This is a genomic window from Mesorhizobium sp. M0106, from assembly GCF_040322715.1.
In the GTDB taxonomy this organism is placed as follows: Bacteria; Pseudomonadota; Alphaproteobacteria; order Rhizobiales; family Rhizobiaceae; genus Mesorhizobium.
This window is the reverse complement of sequence record NZ_JAMYUA010000022.1, coordinates 15,263-39,425: the sequence shown is the minus strand read 5'-3', so window position 1 is coordinate 39,425 and position 24,163 is coordinate 15,263. Positions and strand designations below refer to the sequence as shown.

Sequence of the window (24,163 nt, the reverse complement as noted above, 5' to 3'; positions counted from 1 at the left end):
TTGGGGCGGCAAAGCCATTCGTATGAGGAGTTGTCGTGAAACGTATACTGGTCACGGGAGGCTGCGGTTTTATCGGCCGCCACGTCGCCCAGGAACTCGTTGAACATGGCTATGGGGTTTCAATTCTCGATGCGCTGCTGGACCAGGTGCATGGTGGCGAGGCAATCAGCCTGCCGCCAGGCGCCAAGCTGATCAAAGGCGACGTTCGCGATCGCGACGCCATCGCAGAGGCGGTCGACGATGTCGACGCGATCATTCACCTGGCGGCTGAAGTGGGCGTCGGCCAGTCCATGTACGAGATCGCCCGCTATGTCGGCGCCAACGATCTGGGCACCGCCACGTTGCTGGAATCGCTAATCAAACGCCCGATCGAACGGATCGTCGTTGCTTCGTCGATGAGCGTCTATGGCGAGGGTCTCTATGCGACGCCGGACGGCCGGCGCATCGACAATGCAAGACGGCAGCCGGACGACATCCGCAGCGGCCAATGGAATCCCCTGTCCCCGGAAGGTGAAGTCCTGTCGCCGCTGCCCACCGACGAACAGAAACCGGTCGATCTCGCCTCAATTTACGCGCTGACGAAATACGCCCAGGAACGCGCCGTACTGATCTTCGGCGAAGCCTATGGGGTCGATGCGGTGGCGCTGCGCCTGTTCAATGTCTTCGGCGCCGGACAGGCGCTCTCGAACCCGTATACCGGCGTCCTCGCGAACTTCGCCTCGCGCATCGCCAACGGCCAGCGGCCGCTGATCTTCGAGGACGGCGAACAGCAGCGCGATTTCGTGCATGTACGCGACGTCGCCCGCGCCTTCCGGCTGGCGCTGGAACAGCCGCAGGCACGCGGCCACGTCATCAACATCGGCAGCGGGCGAGCCTACGCGGTCAGCGATGTCGCCCGGCTGCTCGCCGAAGCGATGGGCGTGCCTGGCCGCCAGCCGGAAATCCTCGGCAAGGCACGCTCCGGCGATATCCGCAATTGCTTTGCCGACATCTCCAAGGCGCGCGAACTGCTCGGCTTCCAGCCGCAGTACCGGCTGGAGCATTCACTCGGCGATTTCGTCGCCTGGGTGCGCAACACGGTCGCCATCGATCGCAGTGCCGAGATGAAGCGGGAACTCGAAGCGCGAGGGCTGGTATCATGAGACCGGAGTCACCCGATTTTCGCGAAATGCCCATCGCCATTATCGGCGGCAGCGGCTTCATCGGCTCCAACCTCGCCGACAGCCTGTTGTCGGATGGCGAACCGGTGCTGGTCATCGACAACCTGAGCCGTCCCGGCGTCGAACAGAACCTGGAATGGCTGACGCAAAAGCACGGCAGCCGCCTGACCATCGAAATCGCCGATATCCGCGACGCAGAGGCGCTCGCGCCGCTGGTGGCGCGTTCGAAGGCGGTTTTCCACTTTGCCGCGCAGACCGCCGTCACCACGAGCCTGGTTCGGCCGGACGAGGATTTCGACGTTAACCTGCGCGGAACGTTCAACGTCCTGGAAGCCGCTCGCCGCGGCGGCAAGCGCATCCCCGTCGTTTTCGCCAGCACCAACAAGGTCTATGGCCGCCTCGCCGACCTCGCCATGGGCGAAGAGGACGGCAGATACGCGCCTCGCGACGCGGCCATCCATGCGCACGGCATCGACGAGACGCGCGGCCTCGATTTCTGCACGCCCTATGGCTGCTCCAAGGGCGCGGCGGACCAGTATGTCCTCGACTACGCCAAGTCATACGACCTGCCGACGGCGGTGCTGCGCATGAGCTGCATCTATGGACCGCGCCAGTTCGGGACGGAGGATCAGGGCTGGGTCGCCCACTTCCTGCTTAGCGCCTTCTCCGACCGGCCGATCACCATCTATGGCGACGGCAAGCAGGTGCGCGACATCCTCCACGTTGCCGATGCGGTCGCGGCCTATCGCGCCGTGCTCGACCGGATCGAGGAAATCAGCGGCCAGGCATTCAATCTCGGCGGCGGACCACAAAACGCCGTCAGCCTGCGCATGCTGCTGAAGGAGATTCGCGACATAACGAAACGTGACGTTCCGATCCGTTACGACCGCGAACGCACCGGCGACCAACCGTTCTTCGTCGCCGACACACGCGCGATCGAGGCGGCGCTGGGATGGAAAGCGCACGTCCCGTGGCAAAACGGCATCCGCGACCTCGCCGACTGGCTGCAGCGTCATCGCCTCGACCCGCATCCCGAACCGGCGAGGTACGTGGCATGAAGGTCGCCCTGGTCAATCCGTCCTGGACGTACCAGGACAGCATCTATTTCGGCTGCCGCCAACCGCATCTGCCGCTCGAACTCGGCTATTCGAAAGCGCTGCTCGAAGCCGCCGGCCACGAGGTGCTGATGCTGGACGGGCAGATCCAGAAGCTCGACAACGCCGCGCTCGCCGATCGCGTCGCCGCATTCGAGCCTGGCATGACCGTCGTCAGCACCGCGCCGACCTACCTGTTCTGGCGCTGCGCACCGCCCGAGTTGCGCGTGCCGGCCGATTTCCTCAACCATCTTGCCGGGCGCGGCGGTCGCACCGTCGCCGTCGGGCCGCATGGCTCGGCGACGCCGACGCCGACTTTGCGCAAGCTTGGCGTCGACATCGTCGTGCGCGGCGAATGCGAGGAAGTGGTCGCGGAACTTGCCCGACGCGACGACTGGACTGCGGTGCCGTCCACGGCCCATTTCGAGGATGGAGAACTGGTCTCGAACGGCGGCGTGCATGCGAGCTCGTTCATCGATCACCCGCCGCTCGAATGGCCATCGGACTGGATTGCCGCGCATTCGCACCACCATCATCGCTTCGACGACAACCAGGTCGGTTTTGGCGCGGAGGTCGAGGCGTCACGCGGTTGCCCGTATAATTGCAGCTTCTGCGCCAAGATCGATTTCCGCGACGCCTATCGCCGCCGGAACCACGAAGCAGTGATCGCCGAGATCGACCGGCTGATCGCACAGGGTGTCGGTTACATCTACTTCATCGACGAGATCTTCCTGCCGCAAAAGGCATTGCTGGAAGCGCTGGTCGATCGTGATGTGAAGTTCGGCGTGCAGACCCGTATCGACCTCTGGAAGCCGGAATTGCTGAAGCTGCTCGGTGCCGCCGGCTGCGTCTCGATCGAGGCGGGCCTCGAAAGCCTGACTGTGGAAGGCCGCGCCATGCTGGCAAAACGCTGCCGTTTGGGCACCGAGGAGCTGGCCGCGCTGCTGGTCGACGCAAGGCGCCACGTGCCGTTCGTGCAGGCCAATCTGATCGGCGTGGTCGAGGACGATCCCGCGCTCGTCGATTATTGGCGGAAGCACCTGATCGACAACGGCGTTTGGGCCAACGAACCGGTGCCGCTCTATCCTTATCCGAGTTCGCCGAGCTACCGCGAACTTTGGGGCGAGCCGGACGATCTCGCCTGGGAGCGCGCGCATGAACATTACCTCGCATCCTTCCGAACGTTCAGCGACATCCAGGAGAAGCGTCCGCGTCCGCTGGCTGAATTGGAGGCCACATGTTGCGGACGCTGAGCCCGCCGCGTCGCATACTGATGACCGTCGATGCCGTCGGTGGCGTCTGGCGCTATGCGCTCGATCTGGCCAGGCAATTGGTCGCCGGCGGCGACAGCGTCGTGCTTGCCGGGCTTGGTCCGGAACCGTCCAGGCAGCAGGCGGAGGAGGCCCAGTCATTCGCGGCGCTGACCTGGCTCAACACGCCGCCCGACTGGATGACCCGCAACGAGCACGACCTCGACACCCTGCAGCAGGAGCTGCACCCACTCCTACGTGACTACGCTATCGACGTCGTCCATCTCAACGCGCCGACGCAGGCCGCGGGGCTCGACGTGCCCTGCCCCGTCGTGGCGGTGTCGCATTCCTGCGTGGTGACATGGTTCCACGCCGTCAAGGGACAGGCGGCGGACGGCGAATGGGCTTGGCAGAAGGACCGCAACCGGCGCGGTTTCGACAAAGCAGGCATGGTCGTTGCGCCCAGCCGCAGCCATGCCGACATGCTCGAAACCTGCTACGGGCCGATCGCGCGCCTGAGCGTCGTCGGCAACGGCGCACGGCCCGGCGCGAAGAGCGAAAGGCGGGAATCGGTCGTTTTCGCCGCCGCGCGTTGGTGGGACGAAGGAAAGAATGCAACGGTGCTGGACCAGGCCGCCTCCCTGACGCAATGGCCGGTCTTCGTCGCCGGCTCGCAGCAAGGGCCGGACGGCCAGCATGTTGGCTTCAGTGGCGCCGTTCCCCTCGGGCCGGTGCCACATGAGGAAGTGCGCTCGCTGATGGCTCGGGCCGGTATCTTCGTATCGCCGTCGCTCTACGAACCGTTCGGCCTGGCCACGCTGGAAGCCGCAATGTCGGCAACGCCCTTGGTGCTTGCCGATATCGCGACCTACCGGGAACTGTGGGACGGCGCGGCCCTGTTCTACGATGTGCGCGATCCGAGTGATCTCGCCAGCTGCATCAATGGCCTTTGCATTGACGCGCAGCGCCGGCGAGAGCTCGGTGAGGCGGCGGCGCGCCGAAGCCGCAGATTTTCACTGGCAAGGCAGGCGACCGCCATGCGCGGCGTCTACGACAAGGCGGCCCTGGCCACCATGGCGGATAATTGATTATGCGATTTTTATTCTACACCCATTCGATCGTTTCCGACTGGAACCACGGCAACGCACATTTCCTGCGCGGCATCATGCGCGAGCTGGTCGCGCGCGGGCACCAGGCGATCGCGCTGGAACCCGCCGACGGTTGGAGCCGGTCGAACCTGGTAGCCGAGAAAGGGTCCTTCGCGATCGAGCGATTCCGGAAGGATTTCCCTGAGTTGATGCCGGTGACCTACGATGCCGCTTTCGACCACGAAGCCTGGATATCCGATGCCGATGTGGTGATCGTGCATGAGTGGACCGAGCCGGACCTTGTTGCGCGGCTGGGCAAGGCGAAAGCAACTGGCGGCCGTTTCACGCTGCTGTTCCACGACACGCACCATCGCGCCATCTCGGCCACGCAAGCGATTTCTGCCTTGCAGCTTGAACATTACGACGGCGTGCTCGCCTTCGGCGAGGCGCTGCGGGAAAGCTATCTTCGCGCCGGATGGGGCAAGCGGGTCTTTACCTGGCACGAGGCAGCCGATGATCATCTGTTCCAGCCCCATCCTGAAATCGAGCGCAGCGCCGACCTGATCTGGATCGGCAATTGGGGCGACGACGAGCGCAGCGCCGAAATCGGGGAATTCCTGGTCGAGCCGGTGCGTGAGCTAGGATTGAGCGGCACTGTCCACGGCGTTCGCTATCCACGGCAAGCGCTCGCCGACCTTGCGGCCGCCGGCCTGCACTACGAAGGTTGGATCGCCAACGCCGACGTGCCGAAGGCGTTTGCAGCAAACCGCATCACAGTGCACATCCCCAGGCGTCCATACCGCGAAAGCCTGCCCGGCATCCCGACCATCCGCATGTTCGAGGCGCTCGCCTGCGGCATCCCGCTCGTTTCGGCGCCGTGGTCCGATGTCGAACGCCTGTTCAGGCCCGGCGTAGATTTTCTGTTTGCAAACAACGGTTCCGAGATGCGGCGTCATCTTCGCGCCGTGCTGCACGACGCGGATCTCGCCGCTTCTCTGGCGACATCGGGCCTCGAGACCATCCGCTTGCGGCACACATGCCGGCACCGGGCGGATCAATTGTTCGGCGTGCTCGCCGAATGTGGGCGCCGCCAAGCCGCGGACACGATCCTTGCAACGGAGGCCGCCGAATGAAGATTGCATTTTACGGGTCAAGCCTGCTGTCGTCCTACTGGAACGGCGCGGCCACCTATTACCGCGGGCTGCTCAAGGCTCTGGCCAGGCTCAGCTATGACATCACCTTCTATGAGCCCGATGTCTACGATCGCCAGAAGAACCGCGACATCGAGGCGCCGGACTGGTGTGCCGTCGTCGTCTATGAGGCGACCCCACAGGCGCTGATGCAGGTGGCGGCGCGGGCGGCGGAGGCAGATATCGTCGTCAAGGCGAGCGGCGTCGGTTTCGCCGACGACGCCCTGTTGCGGGCGGTGCTCGATCACGCCCGTGCCGGTGCGCTCACCGTATTCTGGGATGTCGATGCGCCGGCGACGCTTGGCCAGTTGCGCGACGAGCCCGACCATCCGCTGCATCGCGCGCTGCAGGAAATCGACCTCGTGCTGACCTATGGCGGCGGCGACCCGGTGGTCTGGGCCTATCGGGCAATGGGGGCGGCCGAATGCGTGCCGATCTACAACGCGCTCGATCCGGAAACGCATCATCCGGTCGGCAAGGACATGCGCTTTGCCTGTGATCTCGCCTTTCTCGGCAACCGGCTGCCGGACCGCGAGGCGCGCGTCGAGGCCTTCTTCCTCGACCCGGCCGGCCGCTCCGCCGATCAGCGCTTCCTGCTCGGCGGATCGGGCTGGGGCGACAAGCAGATGCCCGCCAATGTCCGATGGCTCGGCCATGTCGGCACGCGCGACCACAATGCATTGAACGTCACGGCCAAGGCGGTGCTGAACATCAGCCGCGACAGCATGGCGGCCAATGGCTTTTCACCTGCGACGCGCGTTTTTGAGGCGGCGGGCGCCGGCGCATGCCTCATCACCGACGCCTGGCTCGGCGTCGACCTGTTCCTGAAACCCGGCGAGGAAATCCTGGTCGCGCGCGATGGCGAGGACGTCGCCGAGATCATGCAAAGCCTTAGTGCCGAACGGGCTAAGGCGATCGGGACATCGGCGCTTCGGCGCGTGCTTGGCGAACATACCTATACGACACGTGCCGTTTTAGCCGACGCTATCTTCAGGCGCCATTTCGAGCGTCCGACCGTGGAGGCGGCCGAATGACAAAGCCGCTCGACATCGTCTTTCTTGGCCTGTCGCTCTCCTCATCCTGGGGAAACGGCCACGCCACCACCTTTCGGGGGCTGCTTAAAGGTTTCCACGAACTCGGTCACCGCGTCACCTTTCTCGAACGCGACGTGCCGTGGTACGCAAGTCACCGGGATCTGCGCGATCCCGATTTCTGCGCCTTGCGCTACTATGAAACGATCGATGATCTTCGCCGCAATTTTGCTCGCTGCTTGCGCGATGCCGATATCGTGGTCGTCGGCTCCTTCGTTCCCGAAGGCCCTGAAATCATCGACGTCGTGGCATCGCTATGCACGGGTCAGTTCTGCTTCTACGACATCGACACGCCGATCACGCTGGCAAAGCTTTCGACCGATGATTGCGAGTACATTGCCAGGCGGCAGGTCCCGTATTTCGACGTCTACTTCTCCTTCACCGGCGGGCCGACGCTTGCCCGTCTGACGGCGGAATTCGGCGCGAGGCGGGCCGAGCCGCTCTACTGCTCCGTCGACCCGGAACGGCATCACGGAACCGGTGATCCAATCCGCTGGGATCTCGGCTATCTCGGCACCTACAGCCCCGACCGCCAGGCGACGCTGGAGGCCCTGCTGTTCGAACCGGCGCGTCGCATGCCGGAGCGCCGCTTCGTCGTGGCAGGCTCGCAATATCCGCGCGAAATCGCCTGGCCGGACAATGTGGATCGCATCGAACACCTGCCGCCGGCAGATCACGCCGCCTTTTACAGCCGCCAACGCTATACGTTGAACGTCACGCGCAGTTCCATGATCGCGGCCGGATGGTCGCCCAGCGTGCGCCTCTTCGAGGCAGCCGCCTGCGGCACGGCGATCATCAGCGATAGCTGGGCGGGACTGGACAGCCTGTTTCCGGGGCAAACGATCCACATGGCGCGCAGGACCGAGGACGTGATCGGCATCCTGTCTGGGGAATCCGACAGCGCCCGGCTTGCCATGGCCAGGCAAGCGCGCGCGCTCATCCTGGCAGCCCACACAAGCACCGCGAGAGCCCGCGAATTCGTTTCGCTGCTGGCGCAGGCCAAATCGCCACGTTCTGCTCTCGATCTGGATGTCGAGAGTGCAGCATGACCCGCAGACGGGAGAAAATAGAGATGCAGCTATCAAGAAAGGCGCAACGGACCAGGACCGTGCTTGTCGCCGGCGGCGCCGGTTTCCTCGGTTCGCATCTTTGCGAGACAATGCTCCAGACCGGCTGGCGCGTGATCTGCGTCGACAATTTCCTTACCGGCCGTATGGAGAACATAGCATCGATCGCCGATCGTCCGGATTTTCGGTTGATCAAGCAGGACATTTGCCGACCGTTGGAGCTTGGCGAGCCGGTGGATCGCATCTTCAACATGGCGTGCGCGGCCTCGCCGCCGCGTTACCAGGCCGACCCGGTCCATACGACGCGGACTTGCGTCATCGGAACGCTCAATCTGCTGGAGCTCGCCGCCCGCAATGGCGCCCGGTTCCTGCAGGCGTCCACCAGCGAAATTTATGGCGATCCCGAACAGCATCCGCAGAAGGAAGACTATGTCGGCCACGTGAACTGCATCGGCCCCCGCGCCTGCTATGACGAAGGCAAGCGCACCGCCGAAACCTTGTGCTTCGATTATTTGAGAATGGGAAAGGCCGATATCCGTGTAGCGCGCATCTTCAACACCTATGGTCCCAGGATGGATCCTGCGGATGGACGGATCGTTTCCAATCTGATCATGCAGGCACTCGAGAGACGGCCGCTGACGATATTCGGCGACGGGCTGCAGACCAGGTCGTTCTGCTACGTTTCCGATCTGGTCGACGGCTTGATCCGGTTGATGGAGGTCAATCCCAACCCGCGCCAGCCGATCAATCTAGGCAATCCGGGGGAGTTCACCATCCTGCAACTGGCGGGCCTGGTGAGAGGCATGACCGCCACCAAATCGGACTTGAAATTCCTGCCGCTGCCGCAAGACGATCCTCGTCGTCGGCAACCCGACATTTCCCGTGCAAGGAAGCTTCTCGGCTGGTCGCCCAAAGTGCCGCTCAGGCAGGGTTTGATGCGCACAATCGCCTATTTTGCCGAGCTTGAGACGGCGCAGATGGTCGACAGAAGACGTCGAATTGCCGCCACCGTGCGTTCTGCCTCAGGCCGGCTGCAAAACCTGCCGGCCTGAGGCGGGGAGCGTCTGGCCGCTGCATGAAAGCGCCGTCGTCTCGGATTTGGTCACTTTTTCTCGTCGCGGGAACAACCCGTCCAGCTTCTGGTTCTGTCAAGGTACCGGCATGGAGACGATTGTGCATCCGAAGCGATCCGCCAAAGACATCGAACAAATGGCCGCAAAGGAGACGGCTGCCTTCCTGCGGCGCGCCTCCATCACCTATCTGGAATGTTGTGTGAGCCTGATGATGACGCATCTTCAGCGCGAGGAGGTAGCGGCCATCCTCGAAAAGGAAGCGGATATGCTGCGCCGGCTGGACTGATCCTGGTCGAGCGGCGGCAGGTCGCCTTGGCTTTCCAGGAAACGAAGCAGCGCGGCAGCGTAACGTCTTGCCGCGGCCGCCAGCCGGATCTGTTCCCGATCATCGCCCGATCGCTCAGCCATGCTCCACAAGCCAAGCTGGAAGGCGAGATAGCAGGGCTCGTAGTAGTGGACCAGATTGGCATCGACGGGACGAGACGTAGTCGCCTCGACAGCTTTGCACAGTACCGCAGTCGCCGCGTCGGCGAGGCTGTACTCGACACGGGCGCCGGCAATGTCCCAGGCGATGTCCTGGCAGCCGACCAGATCGTGCGACCGACAATGGTCGAGGGCGTCCGTCTTGATCAGCGTTCCGCCGCGCGAAAGGATGAACTCCCACGGATGAAGCCGCCCGTCGATTTCGACCCGCTGCATGGTCTTTGGTGGAGCCTGTTTCGAGAACCAGTTCCGCAGCTCCGCCGCGCGGCTTTCGCCCAAAGCCTCGCTTGTATTCCGCACGGCCATGTCGGCAAGCGCCTCCAGCGAGGCGCCCGGTTCGGAGGCGGGCAGATTGGCTGCCCGCCAGGACAGATAGCGCGCGAGACGAGTGACCATTTTTTCTTTCGAAAGCCTTGCCCGGTCCAGCGTTGCACCGTCGATCCAGCGTTCGACGAGAAAGCCATGGCACAGCCCGGCGACTTCCGGGCCAAAGCCTGCATCGTGCAGCTTCCTGGCGGTCTCGGCCTTTTGCATTCCGATTTCGCCGAGGCCAACGAATTTGACCGACCATTTTCCCCGGCCCGCAAAAGCGAGGAACTTTCGCCGCTCGAAGCCGCGGTGAACAGGTGGACAATGATCCAGCGAGCCATAGTGCAAGCGACGCCACTCTCCGGCGGATGTTTCGGTCAGGCTGGCCGCTGTGCGGCCGATCGTCCTGGCCACCCAATCCCGCAACGTCGGGACAGCGGATCCAGCGGGGAAAGTCCGTTCGAAATCCGCGGTGTGTTTTTGGCAAACCGTCCATGCCTCACGACTGTCCGCCGATGCCTCGGGACCCGGCCCGCCCGAATGGCTGGGGAACAGATGGATGCGCCCGGCATCGATGCCCAGCCTTTGCAGCCATGCGACGACGGCGTGAAACGAACTTCCTGACAGGCCCGGGCCTTCGTCGACGATGGCAAAGCGGGCCGACGGCTTCGTCATCCAGCTACCGATCAGTTCCGGATCGGCGGCAAGCCGCCTGCGAAACGGATGACCGGTCGGACGGACGCTGACGGGTGCCGGTGCGCCGATGGCTGCAGCCACCATCGCTGCAAGCCCCAGGCCGATGCTGCGGATGCCGATTACGCATGTGTTCGCATCGAGACCCGACTGCCGCGCGGCGACGAAATAGCTCTCCGGATAGAGCGCGTAATGGGCGTAGCCCTCGGCCGTGTCGATGAGGATTTCGCCGTCGCAATCGAGTTCGGCCAGCATTCGCGGCACGTCCGCACGGACCGGGCCGTCGATCGCGAATCCGGCCGCCCACGATCTGCCCACGTCCCGGGCCAAGCCGACCAGGAGATTTGCGCCCGCGATCCGCTGTCGGGAATTCCTGTCCATGCAGTTGGCCTCGAATTCAGCATCGGCAAGGCCCTGGACCAATTCCGAGATCTTGATGAACAGGCCGACCAGGGCTGCGTGGCGTTCGATCCCGCTTGGCATGTCCGCAATGTGCCCGGCCGCTTTGCAGGCTGAGCCGCGAACATATCCCGCGCTCTCAATTCGCTTGTGGTCGCCATAGACGATCATTGTCCCGTCCCGGTTGGCCTCACTGCACAACTCGGCGAGCGCTACTTTGATCCACCATCGGTTGCACGATTTTTGCAGCCGGCAAGGAACAATCAGCGAGGCAGGCGGTTTGGCACGAAGAACTTACCTTCAACAGCATAGGCAGCGGTTTCGTGGGATCGAAGAAAGTTCGGATCGGAATAGTCGGCGTCGGCAACTGCGCCTCCTCCCTTGTTCAGGGCATCACCTATTACCGCGACGCAAGGAGCAATGAGCCCATACCCGGGCTGATGCATGCCGATCTTGGCGGCTATCATGTCAAGGACATCGAAGTGGTCTGCGCTTTCGACGTCGCCAAGGGCAAGGTCGGACGCGATGTGGCAGACGCGATCTACAGCGCGCCGAACAATACTTTCCGCTTTGCCGATGTGGCGGCTACCGGCGTTCGCGTCGAACGCGGGCCGACACTGGACGGCATCGGCAAATATCTGCGCGACGAGATTCAGGAGGCCGACGACCCCGTCGCCAACATCAGCAAGATCCTCGCCGAAAGCGGCGCCGAAATCCTGGTGTCCTATCTGCCTGTCGGTTCGGAGGAGGCAACGCGCTTTTATGCCGAGTGCGCGCTCGAGGCCGGCTGCGCCTTCGTCAACTGCATACCCGTCTTCATCGCCTCGCGGCCGGAGTGGCGCCGCCGCTTCGAGCAGCACGGCCTGCCGCTGATCGGCGACGACATCAAGAGCCAGGTCGGTGCGACGATCGTACATCGTCTGCTCGCCAACCTGTTCCGCGAGCGCGGCGTGCGTATCGATCGCACCTACCAGCTCAATTTCGGCGGCAACACCGACTTCCTCAACATGCTGGAGCGCGAGCGACTGGAATCGAAGAAGATCTCAAAGACGCAATCCGTCACCAGCCAGATCGACGTTCCCCTGGAGCCCGGCAACATTCACGTCGGGCCGAGCGACCATGTCCCGTGGCTGACCGATCGCAAGTGGGCCTATATCCGGGTCGAAGGCACGACCTTCGGCGGTGTGCCGCTGAATGCCGAGCTCAAGCTGGAAGTGTGGGATTCGCCCAATTCGGCCGGCGTCGTCATCGATGCGGTGCGTTGCGCCAAGCTGGCGCTCGACCGCGGTATCGCGGGCGCGCTGACCGGTCCCTGCAGCTATTTCATGAAATCGCCGCCCGAGCAGTTCACCGACGCGGAAGCCCGCCAGCGCACGCTCTCTTTCATCGCCGGCAAGGACGAGCCGATGCTCGATGCCGCGGAATGACGACGACGTTCTTTCTGGTGCGCCACGCCGCGCACGACAATGTCGGCTGTTATCTTGCCGGACGGATGGCCGGCGTTTGCCTCGGCGAAGCCGGCAAGGCACAGGCCTCGCATCTGGCAGACCGCATGGCACGCGAGGCGATAGCGGCAATCTTCTGCAGCCCGCGCGAACGCACGCAGGAGACTGCCAACCCGATCGCGCTCGCCTGCAATGCCGGTGAGATCGTGATCCGCGAGGAACTCGATGAGATCGACTTCGGCACCTGGTCGGGAAAGACCTTCGAAGAGCTGAACCAGGATGCCGACTGGCGGGTGTGGAACGACCGGCGTCAGCAGGCGAGAACACCGAGCGGCGAGACCATGCTGGACGTGCAGCAACGCGTCGTCTCATTGATCGAGCAGGTCCGCGGCACCTACCAGAACCAGGGCGTCGCACTTGTCAGCCATGCCGACGTCATCAAGGCCGCCGTGTGCAAGGTGCTCGGCCTGTCGCTGGGAAACTGCTTTCGCTTCGATATCGACCCAGCGTCGATCACCACGGTTGTTTGGGGGGACTGGGGGTCGAAGCTGATCAGACTCAACGAAGCTGCCTGACGAGGAATTGCCGGATGCGCATGGTCATTTTCGGTCTTACCGTGACATCGTCGTGGGGCAATGGGCACGCCACGCTGTGGCGCGGATTGATCCGGGCGATGGCCGGGCTGGGCTGGTCTATCACCTTCTTCGAACGCAACACTCCCTATTATGCCGGGACGCGCGACCTCGACCAATTGGATGGCGGCAACCTCGTCCTTTATCAGGATTGGGAGGACATCCAGCGCGTTGCCGAGCAGGCGATGAATGAGGCCGATGTGGTCATCGTCACCTCCTATTGCCCCGATGCCGTGAGCGCATCGCGCCTTGCCCACCAGGCCTGTCGCGGGCTGAAGGTGTTCTACGATCTGGATACGCCGGTGACGCTGGCGCGGATCGAACAAGGTGAGCCTCCGGCCTATTTCGGGCCGGAAGGGCTTCGCGATTTCGATCTCGTGCTGAGCTACACGGGAGGCACCGCGATCGACGCATTGAAGTCGATGCTGGGTGCACGCCGCGTCATGCCGCTCTACGGCCATGTCGATCCAGAGCGACACCGGCCGGCTCCGCCCAGGCCGGAGTTTGCCGGCGACCTTTCCTATCTCGGGACCTATGCGGCAGACCGCCAGGTCGGGGTCGAGAGGCTGCTGGTCAGTCCGGCTGCGCGCCTGCCGGAGCGCCGCTTCATCATTGGCGGCGCACAATATCCGCAGGAATTCCCGTGGAGCGACAATATTTTCTTCGTCCGGCATCTGCCGCCGGCCGACCACCCCGCCTTCTTTTCATCATCACGGCTGACCCTGAACGTGACCCGCGAGGCGATGGCCGAAAGGGGCTGGTGTCCTTCCGGCCGGCTGTTCGAAGCCGCCGCTTGCGGTGCCGCGATGGTGAGCGACACATGGCCGGGACTGGAGGCCTTTTTCCGGCCCGGCGAAGAGATCGTCGTGGCGAACAGCACCGACGACGTGGTCGCCGCGCTCGACCTGTCCGACGCCGAGCTTAACGCTATCCGCCGCCGAGCGCGCGAGCGGGTGCTGGACGAACACACCTCGGCGCGGCGCGCGAAGGAATTCGACCGCATCCTGTCCGATGCACTGCACGGCTCCACGCATGGCGAGCCGTTGAAGGAGGCAGTTTGATGTTGGGCATCGTGCCCGCAGCCGGACGGGGAAGCCGCATCCAGCCGCTCGGCTTTTCGAAGGAGCTTCTGCCGGTCGGCAGCCGCATCGACGGCAACACCGAGCGGCCTTGCGCGGTCAGCGAATACCTGGTGCGCCGCATGGTGCGCGCGGGGGCCGACAAGATCTGCTTCGTCATCGGCTCGGGTAAGTCGGATATCCTCGAATATTATTCTGCCGGCTATGCCGACGCGACTGGGCTGTTTGTGGTGCAGCCCTCTCCGGTCGGCCTTTGCGACGCCATCTTCCGTGCCGCACCGCTCGTCACAGCCGATGAGACCGTTCTGGTCGGGTTGCCCGATACGATCTGGTTTCCCGAAGACGGCTTCCTGGCCCTCCCGGACGACGGCCTGTCCTTCCTGCTGTTTCCGGTGGACCAGCCGGAGTTCTTCGATGCCGTCGTTGTCGACCAGGACGACCGGGTGAAGCAAATCCAGGTCAAGCAGCAGAATGCCCAATCGAACTGGATCTGGGGTGCGTTCAAGATGCCCGGCCGCACCCTTCACCAGCTCGCCGCGCTGTGGCGGGAACGGGACCGGTGCGACGAATATATCGGCACGCTGGTCAATGCCTATCTCGCCGCCGGAGGCGATGCCTATGGCATCAAGGCTGGCACCGCCTATGTCGACGTCGGCACCTTCAACGGCTACCGCACCGCACTTCGCCTGCTTGAAAGCGCCGCCGGTACCAAGGACGACCAAGTCGCCATTACGCTGCCCGGCCACCAGCACGTCCCTGTCCTCGCAGGCGAAGGAGGCTAGCCATGCTGCATTCCGATGCCGAAATCCGCCGCCGTATCGATGCGCTCGGCCCATGGTTCCACAATATGGAACTGGCCGGCATCGAAACCGCTCCCGACCATTTCCTTGGCAACTATCCGCTGATCAAATGGCGCAAATTCGCGGACGCCATCCCCGCCGATCTTTCCGGCAAGGCGGTGCTCGACATAGGCTGCAATGCGGGTTTCTATTCGATCGAGATGAAACGCCGCGGCGCCGGCCGCGTGCTTGGCATCGATTTCGATGAGGCTTACCTGGCGCAGGCGCGCTTTGCCGCCGAGGTTGCGGACTGCGACGTCGAATTCCGGCGGCTCTCGGTCTACGACGTTGGCGCCTTGGGCGAGCGGTTCGACATCGTGCTGTTCATGGGAGTGCTCTACCATCTGCGCCATCCCTTGCTCGCACTCGATCTGATCCGGGAGCATGTCGCGGACGACCTGATGATCTTCCAGTCGATGCAGCGCGGCAGCACCAACGTGCCGGCGCTCGAGCAGAACTATCATTTCTGGACTCACGACCTGTTCGACCGGCCGGAGTTCCCAAAGCTGCATTTCATCGAGCATCGTTACGCCGACGACCCTACCAACTGGTGGATTCCCAATCGCGCCTGCACCGAAGCCATGCTGCGCAGCGCCGGCTTCGAGATCGTGCTGCAACCGGAGCAGGAGGTCTATTTCTGCCGCACCGCCGACGTCCCGGCCGGCGGCGGCGCCGTCTACCCGTCGAAAGGACAGATAAATGATTGAAGCCGCGATGATCTGGAACGAGCCCAACAACAAATCCCACTGGGATCCCGAGCTCGACCCCGACTGGAGCCGCTTCGCCACTACGGCAATCCTGGCCGCCGACGCGATCGCGTCGGAGAATCCCGCCTTGACCAAAGTCCTCGGCGGCATCTCGCCGATCGATGCCGGCTTCATGACACGGATGAGGGAGTTCGGCGTGCTCGATCATGTCGATGCGGTCGCCGTGCACGGCTTTCCGCTCGACTGGAACCTCTGGCAGATCCACGAATGGCCGCAGAAGATCGGCGAGATTTCGGCTGTTACCGATCTTCCGGTATGGGTCAGCGAGGTCGGCGTGTCGACCTTCGGCGCCGAGGAGGTACAGGTCTGGGGCCTGCGCCGGACCGCGGAATTGCTGGTCGGCAACGCACCGCGCATCCAATGGTACAGCCTCTACGACCTGCCGCGCGAGTGGGAAGCGACGACGCGCCATCGCGAGGCGGAAGGCTCGTCTTACTACCGCCATTTCTACATGGGCCTGCTCCGCCAGGACGGCACGCCAAAGCCCGCGCTCGAGGAGTTCCTGCACCACACGCCGGCAATGGGACTGGTGCAGTGGTTCCATTTCGAAGATCACCGGCTGGACGACGCCGTTGCCTGGATGAAACGGCTCGGCGTCACCAATCTGCGCACCGGGCTTTCCTGGGCCGACAGCTTCAGGCCGAACGCACTTGACTGGTTCGACCGGCAGATGGAGGCTTTGGCCGACTTCGACGTGACGGTTACTTTCTGCTTCACGCCGGAACACCGCGGAATGATGCCGCACCACAGCAGTCCGCCGCTGGTGCCGGAGGAATTCGCCGACTTCTGCGCGGCAATGACGCGCCGATATGCCGGCAGCATCGCTGCCCCTTCGGTCGGCAGGCTGCGCGCCTCCGCAGCGTGAGGAGCTTCGGCTCTCCAGCCATGACGCTCACCGTCCTCAACGTCGCCTATCCCCTCGCCCCGGTCGGGCCGGATGCGGTCGGTGGTGCCGAGCAGGTGCTGTCGGTGCTCGACCAGGCGCTCGTACAGGCCGGACACCGCTCGATCGTGATCGGCTGCCAGGGCTCGAGCGCTGCGGGTGTCCTCATCGAGACGCCGGCCGAACCGGGCGTGCTCGATGAAGCGGCGAAGCGCCGGGCGCAGCGTGTTCATTGTGCCGCAATTGCTACCGCACGCGCTCGCTGGCCAATCGACGTGGTCCATTTGCACGGTATCGATTTCGATGCCTATCTGCCGGGCGACGGGCCGACATTGGTGACCCTGCATTTGCCGCTCGACTGGTATCCGGCCGACGCTCTCAATCCGGCGCGGGAGGATCTGTGGCTGCATGCGGTATCGGCGGCTCAGCAAAGAACCGCGCCGCCGGGAGCCAGGCTGATCGGGCCGATTCCCAACGGAGTGGACTTCGACGCGCTGAGCGAACCGCAGGCCAAACACGACTTTGCGCTCGTGCTCGGCCGCGTCTGCCCGGAAAAGGGCATCCATCTGGCGCTGGACGCAGCCAAGAAGGCCAGCGTGCCGCTGGTCATCGGTGGCAAGGTCTACCCCTATGAAACGCACACAGCGTATTTTCGCGACGAGGTCGAACCCCGGCTGGACGACCGGCGCCGCTTCCTTGGTCCGCTCGGCTTTGTCGCCAAGCGGCGCCTGCTGAATACAGCCCGCTGCCTAGTCATCCCGAGCCTTGCCGCGGAAACCAGTTCGCTCGTCGCCATGGAGGCGCTCGCCTGCGGCACCCCCGTGGTGGCCTTCCCGAATGGCGCACTGCCGGATGTGGTCGAGCACGGCAAGACCGGGTATCTGGTCGGGGATGTCGACGAGATGGCCGAAGCCATCGCTGCCGCACCCAGCCTGGACCCCGAGACCTGCCGGGCCGAGGCGCGGCGGCGCTTTTCACTCGACCGCATGATTTCCTCCTACATGGACGCCTATCGGGCGCTGGCACGGCTCGGCACAGACAGCGGGCAGCTCGCGACGGCAAAGCGAGCGCGACATGCTCCGCAGTGAGATTATCGACGATCCAGCGGACCTCGAAGCCCTCGAGCCGCACTGGTGGGAACTCTGGTCGCGCAGTTCCTCGGCGACGCCGTTCCAGTCTCCCGCATGGTTGCTGCCATGGTGGCGGACATTTGCTCCCGGCGAGCTAGCGACGGTCGCCATCTGGCGTGGCGACGATCTGGTCGGCCTGGCGCCACTCTATCTGGAACGCCACGATGCCGGCGCGCGATTGCTTCCGCTCGGCATTTCGTTGAGCGACTATCTGGATGTCCTTTGTCTTCCCGAGATCGCCGAACCGGTCGGCGCAGTCATCGGTGGCGCCGTTCTTTCCGTCGGCTGGACACAGTGGATCTTGCAGGACCTGCCTCCCGGCGGCGCCGGCCTTGCCATCAGGCATGCCGCGCTCGAATCGTGCCAAGCCGTCGGTCACGCCGCTTGCCCGGTGCTCGCCCTCGCCGGCGACCAGACGCTTCAAGGCTGTGTTCCGGCGCGGCGGAGGCGCCAATTGCGCCGCGCCCACAGGGCCGCGTCGAGACGCGGCAGTGTCTCCATCGAACCCGCTTTGTCCGATCCGCAGACATTCCTCGACCATCTGATCCGCCTTCACCGCGCGCGCTGGGCCGGACACGGCGACGGCGTTCTGTCCGATTCCCGCGTGGAAGCATTCCACCGTCAGGCGCTGCCGCAGCTGGTCGCACAGGTGCTTGCCCGATGCTGGCTTATCACGATCGGTAACGCGATCGTGGGCGCCTATTACGGGTTCCATCATCGTGGCCGCGCTTGCGCTTATCTCGGTGGCTTCGATCCGGCCTATGCCGAGGAAAGTCCCGGCGCGCTGCTCATCGGCCAAGCGATAAGGCAGGCGATCTGCGAAGGCGCGGAAGAGTTCGATTTTCTGCGCGGACAAGAGGCCTACAAGTACAGCTGGGGCGCGGTAGACCGGTGGACGATGCGCAAGATCTGGACGCGGAGCAAAGGGCGATGAGCGCGACCCAGCCGGAATCTCGGCGGTCGACATCAGCAAGGCGGGTGCTGGAGGATTGCATGGCAGACGGTGCCGGCGTCGAAGCCGTCATCGCAAGGCTGGCTCTCCGTTTCGAGACAGGAATCGATGCTGCAGAATTGGCGAAGATTGCGCAAAACACGCACTCGGCTGACCCGCGAAACACGGCAAAACTGCAACGGATTGCCGACCTGCTGCGGCGCAGGCCCGAGATCTTCGCCACGCTGCGCAAAACAGGTGGTGCCGTTCGGCACGAGCGTGGCGAGGACGAGACCGACGATGCGGTCGTCAAGCGGCTGGCGGCCGGGTTTGACGCGGCGGCGGCGATCTCCCCGGCGGCGAGCGTGCAGCTGTCATCGCTGGGCAATGAGGAAAAGCTCTCTGCCGCTACGGCTGAGATCGTTGCATGGCTGGAGAGGCGAGGCTTTACCGGCACTGACCGCGACATACTGGATATCGGCTGTGGTATCGGTCGGTTCGAACAGGCGCTCTCCGCTCTGTCGCACCGGATCGTCGGCAGCGATATATCCCCAGCGATGATCTCGATCGCCCGCCGGCGATGCGCCGGGCTCGGCAATGTAGAATTCCGCCCTACGCGCGGTTTCGATCTTGCCGATTTTTGCGATGCCAGCTTCGACCGCGTGCTGGCCGTCGACAGCTTTCCCTATCTGGTGCTGGCCGGCCTTGCGGAGCGACATTTCGTGGAAATCGCGCGCGTGCTGAAGAGGCCGGGCATGGCCGTGCTTTTGAATTATTCATATCGCGGATCGCCGGCGCTGGATCGCGCCGATGTCCATAACTTCGCCAACGCAAATGGCATGCAAGTCCTCGTCGACGGCGAAAAGCCTTTCCGGCACTGGGACGGCGATGCCTTCCTGCTTACGATTTCCATCGGAACATTGCGGCCCAACGCTGGTTCGGATGCCGAACGGGAAAAGCCGCTATTCGACAGTATGAAGGAGAACAAGATGGCGTCCGGCAGCAAGAAGCACATCGGTCGCGGCAGTCACGGCAAAGGCGCTGGCGCTGGCGCGATGACCGATCTTCCCAAGGACAAGATCGGAGAGAACGCCGTTCTGTCCAACAGAGACAAGAAGCAGCACACCAAGGAGCGTGGGCTCGACGGCAATCGGGTCAAGTCCGAGCAGTACCAGGATCATTCAGCGGATCGGCGGCCTGAAGACTGATCGTTGCGGCAGCATGTGGCTTGCGGCCGGCGAGCAATTGAAACACCGCGAGAACCCAACCGCTGACGAAGCTGTGCAAGGACCGAAGCCGGTCGCATGGACGCCCTGCAAATTCTTGCAAACTCGCACTGTTGCCACCAGAGTGAGGTGAAGGGACCAACATTTGCCAAGAGAACGCGATGTCTCGCTCAAGGGAAGATTCCGTCAGCACGCGTGCCGATCTGACGATAGACCGGGAAATCGCTTCCTTGCTTGCGGCCATCGAGCAGGAAAGGGTTCCTGACAGGCTGACCAAACTTGCGATCGAGTTGCAGCATGCGCTTGTCGAAAGGCGCTTGCGCGAGACCAGCAACTAACGTGACGTGTATTAGCGGCGCCTCTCGGCTTCGAAGTCCAGCTGTCCTTCGGACAGATAGCTGCGCCTTTCCATCAGGGTCTGTGAGGAACTTTCGCCAAGGTATTCCAGCACGCCGGCGCGTGCCCTGTTGAGCCGGCTCTTCACGGTTCCCACCGCGCAACCGCATATTTCGGCCGTTTCCTCATAGCTGATGCCCAGAACGCCTATCAACATCAGAACCTCGCGCTGGTGCTCAGGAAGACTCTGGATGGCCTGGTGGACCTCCTTGCCCTGTACGGACCATTCCTGCGTCGCTTCCGAGATCGGCCGCAGCGAAGCGCAGTCGAGCAGGCCGGGCGCTTCCCTCACCGCGGCCCTGACACGCGTGTAGTAGGTGTTGCGCATGATCGTGAAGAGCCATGACTTCATGCGCGTTCCAGCTTCGAACTTGTCAATGTTGGCCAAGCCCTTGGTCAGCGTCTCCTGGACCAGGTCGTCGGCATCATCGGGAGTGCGGCAGAAGGTGCGGGCGAAAGCCCTCAAAGCGGGTATGAGGTCGACGATGGAAACTTCTTCGGTTTCGCGAGTCGCCAAGGCGTAGGCTGTAGGTGGCAATGGTCCAGCTCCCGTCCAGAATGAGTTCGTGAGCGCAGACCAGTTAAATGCATTGGGCGAAAGATCGTTCCGGCTGGCGAAAATCACCCGGTCCAGGAACCGGAGCGGCTTGGCTGGGCAATCCCGGCCGACGGCGATATTTTTGACGGAACAACCGTCGGGATCGCGGAGTTGGAATCTAAGCCGTCCGAAAATCCGGGGCGCCGCCATTGGCGTGTCGAAACGCGATTTTCGCAGCGAGCCTGGGCCGCCACCTCAAGGACAGTCCGCCACCTCAAAACAGGAGGAACCCATGACAGGAAACAAGCACGCCAAAGGCAAAACGCCGGCCGATAGCGACCTTGCCAACGATCCCGGCATCGGCAGTTCCAAGGGCACGATCAAGGAGGGCGACCGGCTCGATCAGGGCGACAACACGTTCGAAGGCGATGTCGAGAACGACACCACGCCTCAAGGCGGTATCAATCCCCGGCAAAAGATGCGGACCAACAAATGACGCCAGCATCGGCCGGCGCACGATCGAACAAACCCGCTGCAACCCGTGCAGCAATCCCGCGTTAAAGAGCATGGGCCTCGCGTCCGCCCAGCGTTGATGCGACAGGCTCTTTCGCGGAGACACAGATGACAAAAAAATCGTTTGGCCGCCCCGTTCCAATTCTCGTCGGCCTTGGTTTCCCTCGCCATGTCGAAAATATCTGGCAGGCCTATGACGTCTTAAACGAATGGCCGAGCCGCGGTCCGGCGCACAAGGCGGCGTTCGACGCCTGTCGCGCCGGGCTGGCTGACGAGGTCGACGTCGAGACGGTGCGCGCGGCGTTCGATTCATTCGCCCGCAAGGCGGGCATTCTGGCCTACGATATCGCCGCCGAAATACCAGCAGGCATCAATCCCACTGCGGTTCGCGACGTCGGCTAAAATGCCCAGCAGGCCATGTGACCCGCTGAGGCTAATTTATATCAAGGGTGGTTAAATCGGGAGGACCGCCATGCTGGAGATAAAGTTCGATGCTCCGGTTTGCATCTACTTCGGCAAGCCGGGACGATCGCGAATGGTCAGCTCCGTTTTCGAGGCTTCTTACTGCCTCAAAAGCGAGAAATGGCCTGCCCGCAATGCCCCGTTGTCGCTGATGGCGGGAGATGCACTGGATGGCGCCCAGATCGGCCAGATTACGGCAGCGGAAGCCCGCGAAGCATTTATCGACGCGGCTTTGGAAGCGAAGATTCTTGTCGAAGGCGAGCCGCATGACACACATGCCCGGACAGCCTTCATGCCGGACGGCGGGTGAACCGGCAGGCTGCTTCCCCGCAGAGCCGTTTATCACGAATGGCTGGCTTCCTCGGCCTTTTTCTCCCGCTGCTGCCTGAGGACCTCGTCGGTTCCGACCAGCTTCTTCGATCCGCCGGGGATCGCGGTGGAAACAACAGCCGGCGGGTCGCTTGCGGGGAAAGAATCCTCCAGACCCGCCTGCAGCTGGTCTTCCAGCGTCTGCGGCTCTTCCGAGCGGCCAGGGGTCCTTCGGGTGTCTACATTCTCCAGCGGCTGTGTCATGTCCGGTGAAGACCTGACCTCTCGAATCCAGCCATAGAGCTGTTCGATGGCAAATTCCTTCATCGTGTCGAAATCGGCCTTTTCGTCACGCGATGCCTCGATTTGGTCAACCATGGTCTTCTCGAACCGTTCGAGGCTCTCGCTTCCACACGCTCGGCAGAGACGCACCAGCGCCTCGCGCAGTATGAGCGGCGCAAAGTGCGCTGTCGCCTCAAGCCTGAGCTGCTGCAAACGCTCCGGGGTAGCGGCTTGGAACTTCGACATGTTCGACCTCTCGCCTTGTGGAGCATGTCAACGAAAATTGTCGGCGGATGTTCCATCGGCGGCCGCTGCATCGCTCGATCCTCAGCGGTGCGCGCCACCACCGACTGCCATGCGGATTACCGAGACCGACGACGAAGCAGCTGTGCCGGATGACCGTCCCGGCCGCCCGCTATGTAGAACCCATGCGGCTACTTCGGCCCGGATTCGCCAGATGCCTTGGTGCCATCGTTGGACCTGCCGGCATTTCGCATCATCTTGAGTGCTTCGTCCCTGGTCAGGCCGCACCTGCGGGCAAAGAAATTGACCTCATAGGCCTGCTCGGCCGACAGGCCGTCTTTGGCATGCACTCTGCGCTTGTGTTTGCGTCCGCTCATCGAGGCTCGGTCCCGGATACGTTAGTCCTCCCGAACTCACATCGGATCAGCCGGTTCCCACTGCCGGACCAATCCGCTTTCCGCAGGTTCTCTCACGCGCTTTCTGGCCGGCCCACCCTGTCCTTGAGTTCGTTCAGGAATGCGAGCAGCGCGTCCTCAGGATCGTCGGCCGCTTCGGTCAGCATATCGATGCCCCAGCGGCCGAGGACAGCCTCCTGGACGATGCTCGGCTGCGACATGAAGATGAAGGATTTCGGGCGATTCTTGTCATAGCCGGAGCGGCGCCAGGTCTGCCAAAGCCGGTGCAGCAGCAGACGGATGTTCATGTCGGACATGCTGTAGCCGATGAACAGGATGGTGCGCCCGAGCGCGTCGGCCCGAAATTTCACGTCGAGCGGCGAATCGAAGGATAGCCGGTCGAAATAGTCGGTCTCCGCCAGGACCAAAGATTTGTCGTCGTCGAAATCGCCGTGGAATTTGATGATCTGCGTCACCTCGCCAGTGGCCTTTGGCAAATCCTTCGCATTGGCGACTTTGACAAAGGGCCGGCTATGGATCTCGAAGGCAACTTCGAGATTTCGGTCGTAGTTTGTCGTGTAGATGATCGGAAAATCGAGCGACACGATGAGCTTGTGGATCGCCGAGCCCTGCACTTTCTCCCGCGAGACGCTCCATTCACGATCCATCCAGCTGCGCAAAGGGCCGAGGCTCCCCTGCTTCAGCCGGTAGTATTCGGCAAGCGCCTGATAGCTGGCCTCCGGCGCACCGATCGTATCCTCGTCCAGACCGAGCTCTTTTTGCATGTGTTCGATGAGCTTTTGCCAGGACGGCAAGCCGACGCTCATCGACACCCCGGCTCCAACGAACAAGATCGCTCGCCGCTCTTTTACCGATTGAGCCAGTTGCTCGACTGCAGACAGCATTCGACACAACTGCGAAAAGCGCCGCTCCGTTCCAGCCGAACCCGGACCACCGGGAATAGATTTACTTCCGACTTGAGTGCTAACATTCGGATCGGCTGTCCCGAGCGCCCGGCCGCCGACTTTGGCCAACCGAATCCGACATTTATTTCGTTGCATTTGGCACTTCTGCGCCGCTCACGCGTTGGAGAGTGTTCAACAAACACGGCGCAGCTGCAGCTAATGGAGCTCTGCGCCAACGTCGGCAAACTCGACAGCCAATGAGGCAAGCGCGACTGGTGGCGGCGAAAAATA

At 63.1% G+C, this 24,163-nt stretch carries 27 protein-coding genes and 1 pseudogene; 22 read left to right on the top strand and 6 right to left on the bottom strand.

Annotated elements, in window-relative coordinates:
• The first annotated feature begins 35 nt into the window (after positions 1-35).
• Genes NKJ55_RS21075 through NKJ55_RS21035 form a run of 9 tightly spaced genes read left to right on the top strand, consistent with a single transcriptional unit; the run spans position 36 to position 9,299 of the window.
• A complete protein-coding gene (locus NKJ55_RS21075) occupies positions 36-1,142 on the top strand; it encodes an NAD-dependent epimerase/dehydratase family protein (RefSeq protein WP_352451543.1) in 1,107 nt (368 codons plus the stop codon).
• Complete coding sequence (locus NKJ55_RS21070; protein WP_352451542.1) at positions 1,139-2,218, top strand: NAD-dependent epimerase/dehydratase family protein; 1,080 nt, start codon at positions 1,139-1,141, stop codon at positions 2,216-2,218. The genes NKJ55_RS21075 and NKJ55_RS21070 overlap by 4 nt, the downstream gene beginning before the upstream one ends.
• Positions 2,215-3,507, top strand: coding sequence for a TIGR04295 family B12-binding domain-containing radical SAM protein (locus tag NKJ55_RS21065; RefSeq protein ID WP_352451541.1), 1,293 nt, complete (start codon positions 2,215-2,217; stop codon positions 3,505-3,507). Before NKJ55_RS21070 ends, NKJ55_RS21065 begins: the two co-directional genes overlap by 4 nt.
• Complete coding sequence (locus NKJ55_RS21060; protein ID WP_352451540.1) at positions 3,492-4,592, top strand: glycosyltransferase family 4 protein; 1,101 nt, start codon at positions 3,492-3,494, stop codon at positions 4,590-4,592. The genes NKJ55_RS21065 and NKJ55_RS21060 overlap by 16 nt, the downstream gene beginning before the upstream one ends.
• A gap of 2 nt (positions 4,593-4,594) precedes the next feature.
• On the top strand, positions 4,595-5,725 hold the full coding sequence (locus NKJ55_RS21055; RefSeq protein ID WP_352451539.1) for a CgeB family protein: 1,131 nt from the start codon (positions 4,595-4,597) through the stop codon (positions 5,723-5,725).
• Positions 5,722-6,816: a CgeB family protein gene (locus tag NKJ55_RS21050; protein ID WP_352451538.1), complete on the top strand. Its 1,095-nt coding sequence runs from the start codon at positions 5,722-5,724 to the stop codon at positions 6,814-6,816. The genes NKJ55_RS21055 and NKJ55_RS21050 overlap by 4 nt, the downstream gene beginning before the upstream one ends.
• Entirely contained in the window at positions 6,813-7,922 is a 1,110-nt protein-coding gene (locus NKJ55_RS21045) for a CgeB family protein (protein ID WP_352451537.1), read from the top strand. Before NKJ55_RS21050 ends, NKJ55_RS21045 begins: the two co-directional genes overlap by 4 nt.
• Positions 7,923-7,945: 23 nt before the next feature.
• Complete coding sequence (locus NKJ55_RS21040) at positions 7,946-8,992, top strand: UDP-glucuronic acid decarboxylase family protein (RefSeq protein WP_352451536.1); 1,047 nt, start codon at positions 7,946-7,948, stop codon at positions 8,990-8,992.
• The gene (locus NKJ55_RS21035) at positions 8,940-9,299 is read left to right on the top strand and encodes a hypothetical protein (RefSeq protein ID WP_352451535.1); all 360 of its coding nucleotides are present in this window, start codon (positions 8,940-8,942) and stop codon (positions 9,297-9,299) included. Before NKJ55_RS21040 ends, NKJ55_RS21035 begins: the two co-directional genes overlap by 53 nt.
• On the opposite strand, the gene NKJ55_RS21030 is transcribed toward NKJ55_RS21035, so the two are convergent.
• Complete coding sequence (locus tag NKJ55_RS21030) at positions 9,236-10,981, bottom strand: protein kinase family protein (protein WP_352451534.1); 1,746 nt, start codon at positions 10,979-10,981, stop codon at positions 9,236-9,238. The genes NKJ55_RS21035 and NKJ55_RS21030 overlap by 64 nt on opposite strands.
• 239 nt (positions 10,982-11,220) lie before the next feature.
• On the opposite strand from NKJ55_RS21030, the gene NKJ55_RS21025 reads away from it, so the two are divergent.
• The 10 genes and pseudogenes from NKJ55_RS21025 (at position 11,221) to NKJ55_RS20980 (ending at position 19,811) form a co-directional block, all read left to right on the top strand.
• Positions 11,221-12,324: an inositol-3-phosphate synthase gene (locus NKJ55_RS21025; RefSeq protein ID WP_352451533.1), complete on the top strand. Its 1,104-nt coding sequence runs from the start codon at positions 11,221-11,223 to the stop codon at positions 12,322-12,324.
• Entirely contained in the window at positions 12,321-12,917 is a 597-nt protein-coding gene (locus tag NKJ55_RS21020; protein ID WP_352451532.1) for a histidine phosphatase family protein, read from the top strand. Before NKJ55_RS21025 ends, NKJ55_RS21020 begins: the two co-directional genes overlap by 4 nt.
• 14 nt (positions 12,918-12,931) lie before the next feature.
• Positions 12,932-14,035 carry a CgeB family protein gene (locus tag NKJ55_RS21015; protein WP_352451531.1) on the top strand — a complete coding sequence of 368 codons (1,104 nt, stop codon included), beginning with the start codon at positions 12,932-12,934 and terminating at the stop codon, positions 14,033-14,035.
• Positions 14,035-14,835: a nucleotidyltransferase family protein gene (locus tag NKJ55_RS21010; RefSeq protein WP_352451530.1), complete on the top strand. Its 801-nt coding sequence runs from the start codon at positions 14,035-14,037 to the stop codon at positions 14,833-14,835. The genes NKJ55_RS21015 and NKJ55_RS21010 overlap by 1 nt, the downstream gene beginning before the upstream one ends.
• A 2-nt stretch (positions 14,836-14,837) precedes the next feature.
• Positions 14,838-15,599 carry a TIGR04290 family methyltransferase gene (locus NKJ55_RS21005; protein ID WP_352451529.1) on the top strand — a complete coding sequence of 254 codons (762 nt, stop codon included), beginning with the start codon at positions 14,838-14,840 and terminating at the stop codon, positions 15,597-15,599.
• A complete protein-coding gene (locus NKJ55_RS21000) occupies positions 15,592-16,524 on the top strand; it encodes a glycoside hydrolase 5 family protein (protein WP_352451528.1) in 933 nt (310 codons plus the stop codon). The genes NKJ55_RS21005 and NKJ55_RS21000 overlap by 8 nt, the downstream gene beginning before the upstream one ends.
• A gap of 20 nt (positions 16,525-16,544) precedes the next feature.
• Entirely contained in the window at positions 16,545-17,630 is a 1,086-nt protein-coding gene (locus NKJ55_RS20995) for a glycosyltransferase family 4 protein (protein WP_352451527.1), read from the top strand.
• Complete coding sequence (locus NKJ55_RS20990; protein ID WP_352451526.1) at positions 17,617-18,606, top strand: GNAT family N-acetyltransferase; 990 nt, start codon at positions 17,617-17,619, stop codon at positions 18,604-18,606. The genes NKJ55_RS20995 and NKJ55_RS20990 overlap by 14 nt, the downstream gene beginning before the upstream one ends.
• Positions 18,603-19,370 (top strand): annotated as a pseudogene (locus tag NKJ55_RS20985) (class I SAM-dependent methyltransferase); the annotation flags it as partial. The gene NKJ55_RS20990 and the pseudogene NKJ55_RS20985, both read left to right, overlap by 4 nt.
• 222 nt (positions 19,371-19,592) lie before the next feature.
• Positions 19,593-19,811: a hypothetical protein gene (locus NKJ55_RS20980; protein WP_023676213.1), complete on the top strand. Its 219-nt coding sequence runs from the start codon at positions 19,593-19,595 to the stop codon at positions 19,809-19,811.
• A gap of 188 nt (positions 19,812-19,999) precedes the next feature.
• On the opposite strand, the gene NKJ55_RS20975 is transcribed toward NKJ55_RS20980, so the two are convergent.
• Both NKJ55_RS20975 and NKJ55_RS20970 read right to left on the bottom strand, forming a co-directional pair.
• A complete protein-coding gene (locus NKJ55_RS20975) occupies positions 20,000-20,128 on the bottom strand; it encodes a hypothetical protein (RefSeq protein WP_352451525.1) in 129 nt (42 codons plus the stop codon).
• Between the two features lie 50 nt (positions 20,129-20,178).
• Positions 20,179-20,742, bottom strand: coding sequence for a sigma-70 family RNA polymerase sigma factor (locus tag NKJ55_RS20970; RefSeq protein ID WP_023676143.1), 564 nt, complete (start codon positions 20,740-20,742; stop codon positions 20,179-20,181).
• A 313-nt stretch (positions 20,743-21,055) separates the two neighbouring features.
• On the opposite strand from NKJ55_RS20970, the gene NKJ55_RS20965 reads away from it, so the two are divergent.
• From NKJ55_RS20965 to NKJ55_RS20955, 3 genes are all read left to right on the top strand, one after another.
• Positions 21,056-21,259 carry a hypothetical protein gene (locus tag NKJ55_RS20965; protein WP_023676144.1) on the top strand — a complete coding sequence of 68 codons (204 nt, stop codon included), beginning with the start codon at positions 21,056-21,058 and terminating at the stop codon, positions 21,257-21,259.
• Between the two features lie 125 nt (positions 21,260-21,384).
• On the top strand, positions 21,385-21,678 hold the full coding sequence (locus NKJ55_RS20960) for a DUF982 domain-containing protein (RefSeq protein WP_352451524.1): 294 nt from the start codon (positions 21,385-21,387) through the stop codon (positions 21,676-21,678).
• A 70-nt stretch (positions 21,679-21,748) separates the two neighbouring features.
• Positions 21,749-22,048 (top strand): DUF982 domain-containing protein, encoded by a 300-nt coding sequence (locus NKJ55_RS20955; RefSeq protein ID WP_023676146.1) that lies wholly within the window; start codon positions 21,749-21,751, stop codon positions 22,046-22,048.
• 32 nt (positions 22,049-22,080) lie between these two features.
• On the opposite strand, the gene NKJ55_RS20950 is transcribed toward NKJ55_RS20955, so the two are convergent.
• The 3 genes from NKJ55_RS20950 to NKJ55_RS20940 form a co-directional block, all read right to left on the bottom strand.
• Entirely contained in the window at positions 22,081-22,575 is a 495-nt protein-coding gene (locus NKJ55_RS20950) for a hypothetical protein (RefSeq protein ID WP_023676147.1), read from the bottom strand.
• 188 nt (positions 22,576-22,763) lie between these two features.
• Positions 22,764-22,949, bottom strand: coding sequence for a hypothetical protein (locus NKJ55_RS20945; RefSeq protein ID WP_352451523.1), 186 nt, complete (start codon positions 22,947-22,949; stop codon positions 22,764-22,766).
• Between the two features lie 92 nt (positions 22,950-23,041).
• Positions 23,042-23,872 (bottom strand): SIR2 family NAD-dependent protein deacylase, encoded by an 831-nt coding sequence (locus NKJ55_RS20940; protein WP_502894793.1) that lies wholly within the window; start codon positions 23,870-23,872, stop codon positions 23,042-23,044.
• Positions 23,873-24,163 lie beyond the last annotated feature (291 nt).